Origin of the sequence: Clostridium sp., from assembly GCF_047718555.1 — a bacterium.
Classification (GTDB): domain Bacteria; phylum Bacillota; class Clostridia; order Clostridiales; family Clostridiaceae; genus Clostridium_I.
On the sequence record NZ_JBDNRK010000040.1, the window covers coordinates 25,729 to 39,609 of the forward strand.

Consider the following 13,881-nt stretch of genomic DNA (forward strand, 5'->3'; position numbering starts at 1 on the left):
CACCTACTTTCCTAAACAAAAATTTTTAAATATTTTTTCTAATAAATCCTCTTCTAGAGTATCTCCAGTAATCTGACCTAAATTATACCAAGCATTTCTTATATCTATAGATGCTAAATCAATAGCTGATGTATTTTTCAAAGCATTTACTGCATCTTCACAATTAGACTTTGCTCTAATTAAAGCTGCTTTGTGTCTGGTATTTGTAATAATTAGATCATGATATTTTATTTTTCCATTAAAAAACAATTCTTTGATTACATCTTTTAATTTATCTATACCAAAACCTGTTTTTGTAGATATATCTATTATATATTTAGAAGATAAATCTTTAAAATCTTCATTTTTTATTTTTTTGGGTAAATCTGTCTTATTTAAAAGAATAATGTATTTTTTACCGTCAATGTGTTTTATTATATCTAAATCTTTATCTTCTAAACTTCTGCTTGCATCTAACATAAATATTATTAGGTCGGCTTCATCTATTTTTTTTATAGAATTTTCTACTCCTATCTTCTCTACAATATCATTAGTTTCACGTATTCCAGCAGTATCAATAAGTTTTATAGGAATGCCTGAAACATTTATATACTCTTCTATTACATCCCTAGTAGTTCCTTCAATCTCCGTAACAATAGCCCTTTTTTCTTCTAACAGAGCATTTAGCAATGAAGATTTACCTACATTTGGTTTACCGACTATAGCAGTATTTAAACCATCTCTTAATATTTTTCCTTCATCGGCCGAATTAATTAACCTTTCAATTTCAACTAATATATTATTTAGCTTAACAATTGTATTTTCAGAGGTTAACTCTTCAAGATCATCTTCTGGATAATCTACTGTTGCCTCAATATGGGCTATTAATTCTAACAAATTTTCCCTTAAACTATTAATTTCTCTTGAAAGCTTACCTTCCGACTGCATAACCGCTGATTTCATACTTATGTCAGTTTTTGAAGTTATTATATCCATAACTGCCTCTGCCTGACTAAGATCTATTCTCCCATTTAGAAAAGCCCTTTTCGTAAATTCACCTGGCTCAGCAATTCTTGCACCAGCCTTTAAAACTTCATCTAAGACTCTCTTAGTTGAAAAGATACCTCCATGGCAATTTATTTCTATAGTATCTTCAGCCGTAAAACTTTTAGGACCTTTCATAAAACTTACAATAACTTCATCTATATTTTCTTTAGTTTCTAACTGAACTATATTACCGTATCTCATAGTATAAGGTTTAATATCTAAAATATTACTTCCATTTTTTGATATAAAAATACTATTTACTATGTTTACTGAGTTGTTTCCAGAAACTCTAATTATAGAAATTCCACCTTCTCCTAAAGCTGTAGCTATTGCTGCTATAGTATCAAATTCTTTCATACAATGTTGGTAAGAAAATAAACTTACCAATTCCTCCTCTCTAATTATACAAGTTTATAATTAAAAAGAAAGCCATCAGGCTTTCTTTAAATCAATTACAACATATCTATTGGGTTCGTCACCCTCACTATAAGTTTTAATATTCTTATTATTCTGTAATGCGGAATGAATTATTCTTCTCTCATAAGGATTCATCGGTTCAAATTTTACAGTTTTTCTACTTTTTTGTACTTTATTTGACATCCTTATTGCAAGCCGTTTTAATGTTTCCTCTCTTTTGGTTCTATAATTCTCAGTATCGATTATTACTCTCTTATATTCTCCATCATGGTTCTTATTTACAACTAAGCTCACAAGATATTGAAGTGAATCTAAAGTTTCACCCCTATATCCTATTAATATTCCCATATTAGAACCTATAATTTCAATTTTTATTTTGTCTTTAATCTCTTTAATTTTAACTTCTGCATTAATTCCCATGGCATCAAAAATATTTTTTAAAAAAAACTCAGCTTCTTCGCAATAATCCCTTCTAACTATTACCTTTACCTTTGCAGGTCGTTTACCTATAATACTTAGAAGCCCCTTGCTTCCTTCATCAATAACTACAACATCTACTTTATCTTCTGTAACTCCCAATTCACTGATAGCATTTTGTTTTGCCTCTGCTATGGTTCTACCAGTCATTTCAATAAAATTCATACCACAGGATCCCCCCTCAGTAAATTAAACTTAATTATTATTTATTTTATCTGAATTTCTCTTTTTATTTCTCTTGTTTTTTAAAATATCTTTATTATCTATAGTAACACTACTTTCTGCCGCAATTTTATTTTCATTTTCTTCACTACTAATTTTATTTGCAACCATCTTCATAACTAAGCTAGTTTGAAGTATTTGTACTATATTACCAGTTACCCAATACAATACTAATGCTGCATTAAATCTTAAACTCATATAGAAGAGAACTATAGACATAACTATATTCATAGTTGATGTTTGTTTTGCCTGAGCCTTGTCTACAGCCGTTGAGGACATTAGCATACCTGAAAAATATGTAGTAGCACCAGATACAACTGGAAGTATCCAACTAGTCCAATCAGCCATAGTAGCAGATTTAGATAAATCATGAATCCATAAAAATCCAATGCCCTTTATCTCTAAAGTAGAAAATACATAGTATAATGCTATAAGTATAGGATATTGTATTAATAATGGTAAGCAGCCACCTAAAGGATTAACACCTTTTTCCTTATATAACTTCATCGTTTCTTGCTGTAATTTTTGCGGATCATTTTTATATTTAGTCTGAAGTTTTTTTACTTCTGGACCAACTTTACTCATCATCAATGAAGATTTAATTTGTTTAACATTTAAAGGTAACAATATAATTCTTATTATAATTGTAAGAACTATTATAGATAAACCAAAAGATATATTTTTATCTGGAATAATATTCAATATTGAATTATTTATTGTCTGAAAAAAACTAACAAATAAATCATTTAAGAACTTGATTTTAAACAAAGTACAAGCCTCCTATATTCTTATTTAACAGGATCATATCCACCTTCATTAAAAGGATTACACCTTAAAATTCTTTTAATTGATATATATACTCCTTTTAAGACACCATATTTTGATATTGCATCTATTGCATACTGAGAGCAAGTTGGGTAAAATCTACAACAAGGTCTTTTTAAAGGTGATATATATTTTCTATAAAATTTTATCATTGATAATATTATTTTCTTCATATTTAATATAAACCTGCCTTTTTAAACAGATTTTTTAAAGAAGCTTCTATTTCTTTATAATTTTTATCCTTACAGTTAATACGAGCAATAAATACGAAATCATAACCTTTTTTTAAGGATTCTTTGTTCAATCTATAGCTTTCACTTATTAATCTTTTTACTCTACTCCTTATAACACTCTTTCCAACTTTTTTACTTACTGAGACACCAATTCTATTAATATCTTTATTTTTAAAATTTCTAAATGTATACAATACTAAAAGATGATTAGAAAGAGATTTACCTTTTCTATAGACAGTTCTGAACTCAGAATTTTTTCTTATCTTGTCTTCTTTCATATAAAATCTAATGCTCCTTAAAAAACTACTACTTTTTTTCTTGCAGTTACAGAAAAAGGCCACAAAAGCGGCCCTTATGCTGTCAATCTTTTTCTACCTTTTTGTCTTCTTCTCTTTAAAACATTTCTTCCAGATAAAGTACTCATTCTTTTTCTAAAGCCATGCTCTTTCTTTCTTTGCTTCTTTTTTGGTTGGTAAGTCATAAACATAATTATTGCACCCCCTTTTTTGTGCATCTCAAATTTTATATAGCAATTACTCACTAACTAATTTACAGTTTTACTTTTATATTATATATTTCCCTATTAGTAATGTCAATATTAATGAATACTACTAAAAACCAGTTTAGTTTTTTAATTAGTATAAATTATAATTTTATATTTTTTTAATTAATACTAAATTGAAAATTTTTTATAATATTATGATTAAATCACAAAATCCCTAAATTAAATGCCACTATACAATTTATAGTTGTTTCAATATAGAATCTCCACTATATATAGTATATATATTTTATTAATTATATTTTTCGGAAGATAATCATTACGTTCATAAAAGATATTTGTTGATATTTTTTTAATGTGAAACACTTTTTTGTGGATAACTTCTTGAATAGCTACTGATGTTTTGATATTATTAAACATGACCTGTGAATTATTTTAAAAATATAAAGTTATTCACAGGTTGTGGACAAAAATGTTGATAACTTATTTATTTAGTTAATAATTTTATTTATTATCTTTTATTTTTGTCTAAAATTCAATATTTATAAGATATATTGTACTGTTAATATATTTTTCTTATTATGTGTGCATAATTTTTATTTTGTAAATTATATAACAAAATTATACACATGTGAATAATTTAATATAAATTTGTCAACAACCTTAAATAGCAGATATATTTTGTTATTACTTTTGTTACTAACTTATTTCAAGATAAAAATTTACTGGAGGATAACATATGGGCACCCAACTAAAAGATATATGGGAAAAAACTTTAAATATAATAAAAAGTGAATTAACAGAAGTGAGTTTTAATACTTGGATTAAAAGTATATCTCCTTTATCTATGAATAATGATTTTATAAAATTTGGGGTCCCTAATCAATTTACTAAAGAAATTTTAGAAAGTAGATACAAAGATTTAATTTCCAACTCTTTAAAAGTCATTACTACTAAAAAGTACTCTCTTATTTTTAACATATTGTCTGAAGAAACTGCTGAAGTTGATGAATCATATGAAGATAGGTCTAAGGATAATTTGTCTTCTAATGACGAAATGTATACAATGTTAAATCCAAAATACAAGTTTGATTCATTTGTTATAGGTAATAGTAATCGATTTGCTCATGCCGCTTGCTTGGCTGTTGCAGAAGCTCCAGCTAAAGCATACAATCCATTATTTATATATGGTGGAGTTGGACTTGGAAAAACTCATCTTATGCATGCTATAGGACATTATATATTACAAAATAATCCAAAGGCCAAGGTAGTGTATGTTTCTTCTGAAAAATTTACTAATGAACTGATTAATTCCATAAAGGATGATAAAAATGAAGAATTTAGGACTAAATACAGAAATGTTGATGTCCTTTTAATAGATGATGTCCAATTTATCGGTGGTAAAGAAAGAACACAAGAGGAGTTCTTTCACACATTTAATACTCTTCATGAAAATAATAAGCAAATTATACTTTCTAGTGATCGTCCTCCAAAAGAAATACCAACACTGGAAGACAGATTGCGTTCACGCTTTGAATGGGGACTCATAGCTGATATTCAACCACCTGATTTTGAAACGAGGATAGCTATTTTAAAAAAGAAAGCTGATGTAGAAAACTTAAATATACCAAATGAAGTAATGGTGTATATAGCTACAAAAATTAAATCAAATATAAGGGAACTAGAAGGTGCATTAATAAGAATAGTAGCTTTTTCTTCACTAACAAACAAAGAAGTAAGCGTAGATTTAGCCTCAGAAGCATTAAAAGATATAATCTCAAATAAACAATCACGCCAAGTTACTATAGGATTAATCCAGGACATAGTTGCAAATTACTATAGTCTTAGAATAGAAGATTTTAAATCTGCAAGAAGAACTAGAAATATAGCCTATCCTAGACAAATAGCTATGTATTTATGTAGAAAGCTTACAGATATGTCTTTGCCAAAGATAGGCGAAGAATTTGGAGGAAGAGATCATACAACTGTTATTCATGCTTACGAAAAAATATCTGGTGGATTAAAAAAAGATGAATCACTAAAGAATGCAATAAGCGATATAACTAAAAAGATAAATCAAAAATAATAACACATGTTTATAATAATATAAAATAAACATGTGGATAAAAAAACTATTTATATTTAGTCTGAATAATGTGGATAAAGCTAAATTTTTACTATTTACTTATCCACAATTATTTTTTAGCTTAATTAGCTAATATACAGGCTTTTATAAGTTACTAACATATCAACAGCCCCTACTACTATTACTATAATATTATTATATTATCTAATCTACTATATAAACCATTTTTTCTGTGTATAAGGAGGACATATAATTATGAAATTTAAATGTGAAAAAAATAAACTTCAAGAGGCTATATCTATAGCACAAAAATCAGTTACAGGAAAATCATCAATGCCTATATTGCAAGGATTACTTATAATTGCAGAGAAAGATCAGATTACAATAATAGGTTCTGATATTGACTTAAGTATAGAAACCAAACTAGAAGCTGAAATCATAGAAACTGGAAAAATTGTAGTTGATGCTAAATTATTTGGAGATATAATAAGAAAACTTCCCAATGCATATATAGAAATAAATTCAGTAGATAATAGCTCAATTAAGTTAATTTGTGAAAAGTCTGAATTTACTTTAGTTCATATGAATGCAGATGATTTTCCAAGTCTTCCATCTATTAATGATGATATGATTTTTTCTATAGAACAAAAAACACTAAAAAATATGATAAAATCTACTATATTTGCAATTGCACAAGATGAGTCAAGGCCAATACTTACAGGAGTTTTATTTGAAGTAAAAGACAAAAAAATTAATTTAGTAGCTTTAGATGGATATAGACTTGCATTTAGAAGTGAAGTTATAGAAAATGATAATTCTATAAGTGCTGTTATTCCTGGAAAAACTTTAAACGAAGTAGTTAAAATCTTACAAGATGAGGGAATTGTAAATATAACATTTACTTCAAATCATATTCTTATAAATCTTGAAAAAACTAAGATAATATCTAGACTTTTGGAAGGTGAATTCATAAAGTATACTTCAATAATTCCTGAAGAATATAATTTAAGAGTAAATGTAAAAAGGGAAGAGCTTTTAAATTGTATAGAAAGGGCATCCTTAGTTGGAAAGGATGGTAATACAAGTCTTATTAAATTTGATATTGAAGATGATTATATGGTAATAACTTCTAATTCTCAATTGGGAAACGTACGAGAAGAATTGAATATAATTTTGCAAGGAGAGCATTTAAAAATTGCATTTAATTCAAAATATCTAATAGATTTATTAAAAATAATTGAGGAAGAAGAAATATGTATGGAATTTTCTAGTAATATAACTCCATGTCTAGTTAAAAGCAAAGAAAATAATGACTATACTTATCTTATTTTACCTGTGAGATTATTAAATAGTTAATTTATTATAAAGTTGGTTATAATTAAAAAGAGAGGAGTGTAACTTAGGTTACAAAACAAAATTATGGAAGAAGTTAAAATTAATACTGAAATAATAAAGTTGGATTCATTTCTAAAATGGGCAGGCATTATCAGCCAAGGTTCAGAAGCTAAATTTTTTATAAAGAATGGAGAAGTTAAGGTTAATGGAATTGTTGAAATTCAAAGAAGTAAAAAGCTATCAAAAGGAGATTTGATAGAATTTAATGGTAATCAATATAAAATAATATAATTGTATTGATTACGTAATTAGATTTGCCATAAGTTTATATACTTGTGTTATAATATAAGGTGTGTAGTTATGCATATAGGGTCTTTAATACTTAATAATTTTAGAAATTATGAAAAGCTCAATATTCAATTAGACAGAAATATAAATATATTTACTGGAGATAATGCCCAAGGAAAAACCAATATACTTGAGAGTATTTATTACTGTAGTGTAGGTAAATCCTATAGAACAAATAAGGATAAGGAGCTCATTCAATGGAGTAAGGAAAGTGCATATATAAATTTATATGTATGTAAAGAAAGATTAGATAAAAGAATAGAAATAAAAATTTTTAAAGAAGGTAAAAAAGGCATTAATGTTAATTCTATAAAGTTAAGAAAAATATCTGAGCTTTTGGGAGTTTTTAATGCTGTAATTTTTTCACCAGAAGATTTGAAAATAGTAAAAGATTCTCCAATTTATAGAAGAAAGTTTTTGGATATAGAACTTTCTAAACTAAATTCAAGATATTATTTTGAATTGGTTCAGTACACTAAAGTTTTAAATGAAAGAAACGCATTACTTAGAAATAATAGCAAGGATACTTTTGATATTTTAGAGATATATGATAAACAACTTAGTAAATATGGAAGCAGATTAATAAGATACAGACTAGAGTATATAGACAAATTAAATTATTTTGGAAATATGATACATAATGATATAACTAGTAAAAAAGAAAATATAGAGTTTAAATATATTATGTGTGTTAAAAATACAGATAATATAGAAAATGATTTATTTAAATGTTATGAAAAAAATAGAAATAGGGATATATACAGAGGAAATACATCCATAGGACCCCACAAGGATGATTTTAGTATATTAATAAATAATATAGACACAAGAAGTTATGGTTCACAGGGACAGCAAAGAACAGCTATATTAACTATTAAATTTTCAACTTTAAATATTTTAAAAGAATATACAAAAGAAGATCCTGTGCTTTTATTAGATGATGTTTTATCAGAACTTGATACTTCTAGGCAAAAATATATTTTAAATTCTATAAATGGCATACAAACTATCATTACGTGTACAGGAATTAATAATATAAGCAGCTATATAAATGGAAAATTTAAGGTTTTTAATGTTAAAGATGGAAAAATATCAGAGGTTGATAGTTTATAAGGAGGTTTTTTATGTTTTTGCATTTAGGTGAAAGTGTAGTAGTTCCAATAAAAGATATTATAGGAATTTTTGATATAGAAACTACTATGTATAGTTCAGATACTAGTCAATTTTTAAGAATGGCAGAAGAAGATGGATTTGTTGAAAGAATAACTAATGAGAAGCCAAAATCATTTATAATTGCTGAGGTAAATCAAAAAAGTAAGATATATTTATCTCCAATATCTTCTGCTACACTTAGCAAGAGAAGTGAAATGTTTTATTTAGAGCCATAGGAGTTTTTTGATAGGAGGATTTCAATGTCACAAAATAATGAAATTTATGATGAAAGTCAAATTCAGGTTCTTGAAGGATTAGAAGCGGTAAGAAAGAGGCCTGGAATGTATATAGGTAGTACTTCTCTAAGGGGTCTTCATCATCTTGTTTATGAAATAGTTGATAACAGCATAGATGAAGCTTTAGGTGGTTTTTGTAAAAACATAGATATTATAATTCATAAGGATAACTCAGTATCCGTAGTTGATGATGGAAGGGGTATGCCTGTAGGAATACACCATAAAATGAATAAGCCAACAGTGGAAGTTATAATGACAGTACTTCATGCTGGAGGAAAATTTGGCGGTGGTGGGTATAAAGTATCAGGAGGTCTCCATGGTGTTGGAGCATCAGTTGTTAATGCTTTATCTGAAACCTGCGAAGTTATAGTTAAAAGAGATGGTCATATTTGGAGGCAGCTTTATCATAGAGGAAATGTAGCTAGTCCATTTGAACAAATAGGTGATACGGAAGAACATGGTACTCAAATTAATTTTAAGCCAGACAGTGAAATATTTGAGGAAATAGAATTTAGCTATGATACTTTAGCTCAAAGGCTAAGAGAATTAGCATTTTTAAATAAGGGTATAAAGATTAATTTTACAGATGAAAGACATGATAAAAAAGAAACATTTCATTATGAAGGTGGAATAAAATCTTTTGTTAGTTACTTAAACAGAAATAAGGAATCTATTTTTCCAGAACCTATTTATATTGAAGGTAGCAAAGATGACTATATGGTTGAAATGGCACTTCAATACAATGATGGTTATGCAGAAAATTTATTTTCTTTTGCAAATAACATAGATACAGTTGAAGGTGGAACTCATCTTTCTGGTTTTAAAACTGCTCTTACAAGAGTTTTAAATGACTATGCAAGAAAATTTAATTTTATAAAGGAAAGTGATAAGAATTTTTCTGGAGAAGACATTAGAGAGGGATTAACAGCAGTTATATCAGTTAAGCTTTCAAATCCACAGTTTGAAGGTCAGACAAAGACAAAACTTGGAAACAGTGAAGTAAGAGGAATTGTTGACAGTATTTTGGGTGAAAATGTAAGTGCCTTTTTAGAGGAAAATCCTCAAATAGGTAAAATAATAATTGATAAAGCTTTACTTGCAGCAAGGGCCAGAGATGCAGCAAAAAAGGCAAGAGAACTTACAAGAAGAAAATCTGTACTTGAAACTACTGCCCTTCCAGGTAAGCTGGCAGATTGTTCTTCAAAAGATCCAGCAGAATGTGAAATTTATATAGTTGAGGGTGATTCAGCTGGTGGATCAGCTAAACAAGGTAGAGATAGAAAATTTCAAGCCATACTTCCTTTAAGAGGAAAGATTATGAATGTAGAAAAGCAGAGAATAGATAAGATATTAAATTCTGAAATGATAAGAGCTATGATAACTGCTTTTGGTGCGGGTATAAGCAAGGATTTTGATATAGAAAAAATAAGATATCATAGAATTATTATTATGACTGATGCCGATGTAGATGGTGCACATATAAGGACATTGTTATTGACATTTTTCTATAGATATATGAGAGAACTTGTGGAGCAGGGACATGTATATATTGCTCAGCCACCATTATATAAAGTTTCTAAGGGAAAAAAGGAAATATATTGTTATACTGATGAGGAGTTAGAAAAGTCTTTAGATGAACTTGGTGGTAAAGATAATAATACAAGTATTCAAAGGTATAAAGGTTTAGGAGAAATGAACGCAGAGCAACTTTGGGAGACTACAATGGATCCTGAAAGAAGAATACTTTTAAGGGCAACAGTGGAAGATGCTATGGTTGCTGATGAAATATTCACGATTCTCATGGGAGATAAAGTAGAACCACGTAGAGAATTTATACAGCAAAATGCAAAGAATGTTATAAATTTAGATATTTAGATTATTTATAATATGAATATAACAGCAGTTAGTTATAAGATATAGCACGATAAAAGAGGTGTGTTACATGAATAATGAAGGTAAGGTTTTACAAGTAGATATAAGTAATGAAATGAAAAAATGTTACATAGATTATGCAATGAGCGTTATTATTGATCGTGCGTTGCCTGATGTAAGGGATGGCCTTAAGCCAGTTCATAGAAGAATTATTTACTCTATGCATGAATTAGGGCTAACTCCAGATAAGGGATATAGAAAATGTGCTAGAATAGTCGGAGATGTTCTTGGTAAATACCATCCACATGGTGATACATCTGTATATGATGCATTAGTTAGGATGGCTCAAGATTTTAATTTAAGATATCCTCTCGTAAATGGTCATGGAAATTTTGGATCAGTAGATGGTGATTCAGCTGCAGCCATGAGATATACAGAAGCAAAGATGAGCAAAATAGCACTTGAAATGATTAGAGATATAGGAAAAAATACAGTGGATTTTGTTCCTAATTTTGATGGCGAGGAAGAAGAACCATCCGTAATACCATCAAGATTTCCTAATTTATTGGTTAATGGATCTGCAGGTATTGCGGTAGGTATGGCAACAAACATACCTCCTCATAACTTAAATGAAGTTATTGATGGAATATTTATGCTTATTGATAATAGTGAAGCAACTATACTTGATCTTATGACAAAAATTAAAGGACCTGATTTCCCTACATCAGGTACCATAATTGGTAAATCTGGAATAAGAAGTGCCTATGAAACAGGTAGAGGTAAGGTTATTGTAAGATCAAAATGTGAAATTGAAGAAGTTAACGGTAAACATAGAATTATAGTAACAGAATTACCTTATCAGGTTAATAAGGCTAAACTTATTGAAAATATGGCAGATTTGGTTAAAGATAAGAGGCTGACTGGAATATCAGATCTTAGAGATGAATCTGACAGAGAGGGAATGAGGATAGTTATAGAACTTAAAAGAGATGCAAATCCTCAGGTTCTATTAAATCAGCTTTATAAACATACAAAGCTACAGGATAGCTTTGGAATTATAATGCTTGCATTGGTTGATGGAAAGCCTCAATATCTTAATTTAAAACAGATACTACAGCATTATATAGCTTTCCAAGAAGAGGTTATAAGAAGAAGAACTCAATTTGAATTAGATAAAGCTAGGGCTAGAGCTCACATATTAGAAGGTCTTAAAATTGCACTGGATCATATTGATGAGGTTATAAATATTATAAGATCATCAAAAACAGTTAGTGAAGCAGAAGAAAGACTTATGGAAGCATTTAATCTTTCTGAAAAGCAGTCTGAAGCAATTGTAGAAATGAAGCTTAGAAGACTTACTGGTCTTGAAAGAGAAAAGATAGAAGAAGAATTAGCAGAACTTATGAGAACTATTGAGTATTTAGAAAGTGTATTAGCAGATAGAAATATGATTTTAAATATAATAAAAGATGAACTTACAGAAATAAAAGCTAAGTTTGGCGATGAGAGAAAAACTCTTATAGAAAGTGTTGAAAATGAAATAGATATAGAAGATCTTATTGAAGAAGAGGATGTTGTAATAACACTTACTCATGCAGGATACATAAAAAGGTTACCAGCAGATACATATACAGCTCAAAGAAGAGGTGGAAGAGGTATACAGGCAATGGCAACTAAGGAAGACGATTTTGTAGAACATATATTTATAACATCTACACATAATAATATTCTATTCTTTAGTAATCAGGGAAAAGTATATAAACTTAAGGCCTATGAGATACATGAAGCAGGAAGAACTGCTAAGGGAACAAATTTAATAAATCTTCTTCAACTAAATCAAGGGGAAAAAATTCAAGCTGTTATAACTTTAAAAGAATTTAAAGAAGAAAGCTATTTAATTATGGCTACTAAGAAGGGAGTTATAAAGAAAACCTCTCTTGATCAATATGCAGCAATAAGAAAGAGTGGTCTTAATGCTATAAATTTACGAGAAGATGATGAGCTTATTGGTGTAAGGCTTACAAATGGTAACAGTGAAATATTAATGGCTACTAAAAATGGCTATGCAATAAGATTTAATGAAAAGGATGCTAGACCTCTTGGAAGAAATACATCTGGAGTAAGAGGAATAAGTCTTAGAGAAGATGATATTGTCGTTGGAATGGAAGTTGTAGACATTGAACAGGATGTCCTTGTAGTAAGTTCTAATGGATTTGGTAAGAGAACCCATATAAGTGAATATTCTGTTCAAAAAAGAGGTGGAAAAGGTGTAATAACCTACAAGGTAACTGAAAAAACTGGAGAACTTGTAGGTGCCAGAATGGTTAAAGATGCAGATGAAATGATGATTATTAATAGTAATGATATAGTAATTAGAATAAATGTATCAGATATATCTACAACTAGTAGAAATGCCATGGGTGTAACCTTAATGAGAAGTACTGATGAAGAAAAGGTAGTAGCAATAGCTAAGATAGATACAGACGGTGATGAAAAATATGAAGCTGAAGAAACAAATTTAGATTCTTCTGATGAATAAATTTTTCAATTAAATAAGTAAAATATAAAATGGCTCTTAATTAGTTAATTAAAAATAATAACTAATTAAGAGCTTATTTATTATTTTACAATATACAATTATCCAGGTGTATCAATACTAAATATAATGAGTAAAACAGCGAAATTAAGAGAAATATGAAATTATTTCTAATAAATAGCATAAAAATTAAATACATAAGTTATTAAATTTGATAGAATAATCTTCGTCGTTTGAGATAATTTTTATTAACGAACTTAAATTTTTATATTTACAATAAAAAAATATTGACAGTATAAAAGTATGGTGATAGAATAATAAAAGTTGTTGAAAAACAACATTTCTAATCAATAACAATTTCAATAAAAAATTATTGACAAATTGTATTGATGATGATAAACTATAAAAGTCGTCGATTGATGACAGAAATTGATCTTTGAAAATTAAACAGAGTATAAGAATAGAACAAACCAGCAATTCTTTAGATTTTAAGAAATTAAAATCAAGAGTAACAGATTCTTCAGTAAGATGAAGAAAAGCGATGAGCTAACATC

13 protein-coding genes are annotated in these 13,881 nt (G+C 28.2%); 7 read left to right on the forward strand and 6 right to left on the reverse strand.

Annotation, left to right across the window (positions count from 1 at the left end; translation table 11 throughout):
• Positions 1-3 precede the first annotated feature (3 nt).
• From mnmE to rpmH, 6 genes are all read right to left on the reverse strand, one after another.
• Complete coding sequence (mnmE, locus tag ABF633_RS14670; RefSeq protein ID WP_415524638.1) at positions 4-1,383, reverse strand: tRNA uridine-5-carboxymethylaminomethyl(34) synthesis GTPase MnmE; 1,380 nt, start codon at positions 1,381-1,383, stop codon at positions 4-6.
• 75 nt (positions 1,384-1,458) lie between these two features.
• Positions 1,459-2,085 carry an RNA-binding cell elongation regulator Jag/EloR gene (gene jag, locus ABF633_RS14675; protein ID WP_415524639.1) on the reverse strand — a complete coding sequence of 209 codons (627 nt, stop codon included), beginning with the start codon at positions 2,083-2,085 and terminating at the stop codon, positions 1,459-1,461.
• 30 nt (positions 2,086-2,115) lie between these two features.
• Positions 2,116-2,910 (reverse strand): membrane protein insertase YidC, encoded by a 795-nt coding sequence (gene yidC, locus ABF633_RS14680; RefSeq protein ID WP_415524640.1) that lies wholly within the window; start codon positions 2,908-2,910, stop codon positions 2,116-2,118.
• A gap of 20 nt (positions 2,911-2,930) precedes the next feature.
• A complete protein-coding gene (yidD, locus tag ABF633_RS14685) occupies positions 2,931-3,140 on the reverse strand; it encodes a membrane protein insertion efficiency factor YidD (RefSeq protein ID WP_415524641.1) in 210 nt (69 codons plus the stop codon).
• Between the two features lie 2 nt (positions 3,141-3,142).
• The gene (rnpA, locus tag ABF633_RS14690) at positions 3,143-3,478 is read right to left on the reverse strand and encodes a ribonuclease P protein component (protein WP_015617850.1); all 336 of its coding nucleotides are present in this window, start codon (positions 3,476-3,478) and stop codon (positions 3,143-3,145) included.
• Between the two features lie 74 nt (positions 3,479-3,552).
• Positions 3,553-3,687 carry a 50S ribosomal protein L34 gene (gene rpmH / locus ABF633_RS14695; RefSeq protein WP_178906164.1) on the reverse strand — a complete coding sequence of 45 codons (135 nt, stop codon included), beginning with the start codon at positions 3,685-3,687 and terminating at the stop codon, positions 3,553-3,555.
• 754 nt (positions 3,688-4,441) lie between these two features.
• On the opposite strand from rpmH, the gene dnaA reads away from it, so the two are divergent.
• The 7 genes from dnaA to gyrA all read left to right on the forward strand — a co-directional run bounded on the left by dnaA (position 4,442) and on the right by gyrA (position 13,330).
• Positions 4,442-5,788, forward strand: a complete 1,347-nt coding sequence (gene dnaA / locus ABF633_RS14700) for a chromosomal replication initiator protein DnaA (protein ID WP_415524642.1) — start codon at positions 4,442-4,444, stop codon at positions 5,786-5,788.
• Between the two features lie 255 nt (positions 5,789-6,043).
• A complete protein-coding gene (dnaN, locus tag ABF633_RS14705; RefSeq protein WP_415524643.1) occupies positions 6,044-7,144 on the forward strand; it encodes a DNA polymerase III subunit beta in 1,101 nt (366 codons plus the stop codon).
• Between the two features lie 63 nt (positions 7,145-7,207).
• On the forward strand, positions 7,208-7,414 hold the full coding sequence (locus ABF633_RS14710) for an RNA-binding S4 domain-containing protein (RefSeq protein ID WP_415524644.1): 207 nt from the start codon (positions 7,208-7,210) through the stop codon (positions 7,412-7,414).
• A gap of 69 nt (positions 7,415-7,483) precedes the next feature.
• A complete protein-coding gene (recF, locus tag ABF633_RS14715; protein WP_415524645.1) occupies positions 7,484-8,584 on the forward strand; it encodes a DNA replication/repair protein RecF in 1,101 nt (366 codons plus the stop codon).
• An 11-nt stretch (positions 8,585-8,595) separates the two neighbouring features.
• Positions 8,596-8,859 (forward strand): extracellular matrix regulator RemB, encoded by a 264-nt coding sequence (gene remB / locus ABF633_RS14720; RefSeq protein ID WP_415524646.1) that lies wholly within the window; start codon positions 8,596-8,598, stop codon positions 8,857-8,859.
• A gap of 24 nt (positions 8,860-8,883) precedes the next feature.
• Positions 8,884-10,794 (forward strand): DNA topoisomerase (ATP-hydrolyzing) subunit B, encoded by a 1,911-nt coding sequence (gyrB, locus tag ABF633_RS14725; protein ID WP_415524647.1) that lies wholly within the window; start codon positions 8,884-8,886, stop codon positions 10,792-10,794.
• 67 nt (positions 10,795-10,861) lie between these two features.
• Complete coding sequence (gyrA, locus tag ABF633_RS14730; RefSeq protein WP_415524648.1) at positions 10,862-13,330, forward strand: DNA gyrase subunit A; 2,469 nt, start codon at positions 10,862-10,864, stop codon at positions 13,328-13,330.
• The last annotated feature ends 551 nt before the right edge of the window (positions 13,331-13,881 follow it).

Bases quoted from the DNA above. Each gene is read 5' to 3' on its own strand.
- rpmH (WP_178906164.1), bottom strand. From the start codon at position 3,687: ATGTTTATGACTTACCAACCAAAAAAGAAGCAAAGAAAGAAAGAGCAT.
- mnmE (WP_415524638.1), bottom strand. From the start codon at position 1,383: ATGAAAGAATTTGATACTATAGCAGCAATAGCTACAGCTTTAGGAGAA.
- gyrA (WP_415524648.1), top strand. From the start codon at position 10,862: ATGAATAATGAAGGTAAGGTTTTACAAGTAGATATAAGTAATGAAATG.
- yidD (WP_415524641.1), bottom strand. From the start codon at position 3,140: ATGAAGAAAATAATATTATCAATGATAAAATTTTATAGAAAATATATA.
- ABF633_RS14710 (WP_415524644.1), top strand. From the start codon at position 7,208: ATGGAAGAAGTTAAAATTAATACTGAAATAATAAAGTTGGATTCATTT.
- remB (WP_415524646.1), top strand. From the start codon at position 8,596: ATGTTTTTGCATTTAGGTGAAAGTGTAGTAGTTCCAATAAAAGATATT.
- gyrB (WP_415524647.1), top strand. From the start codon at position 8,884: ATGTCACAAAATAATGAAATTTATGATGAAAGTCAAATTCAGGTTCTT.
- dnaA (WP_415524642.1), top strand. From the start codon at position 4,442: ATGGGCACCCAACTAAAAGATATATGGGAAAAAACTTTAAATATAATA.
- dnaN (WP_415524643.1), top strand. From the start codon at position 6,044: ATGAAATTTAAATGTGAAAAAAATAAACTTCAAGAGGCTATATCTATA.
- recF (WP_415524645.1), top strand. From the start codon at position 7,484: ATGCATATAGGGTCTTTAATACTTAATAATTTTAGAAATTATGAAAAG.
- jag (WP_415524639.1), bottom strand. From the start codon at position 2,085: ATGAATTTTATTGAAATGACTGGTAGAACCATAGCAGAGGCAAAACAA.
- rnpA (WP_015617850.1), bottom strand. From the start codon at position 3,478: ATGAAAGAAGACAAGATAAGAAAAAATTCTGAGTTCAGAACTGTCTAT.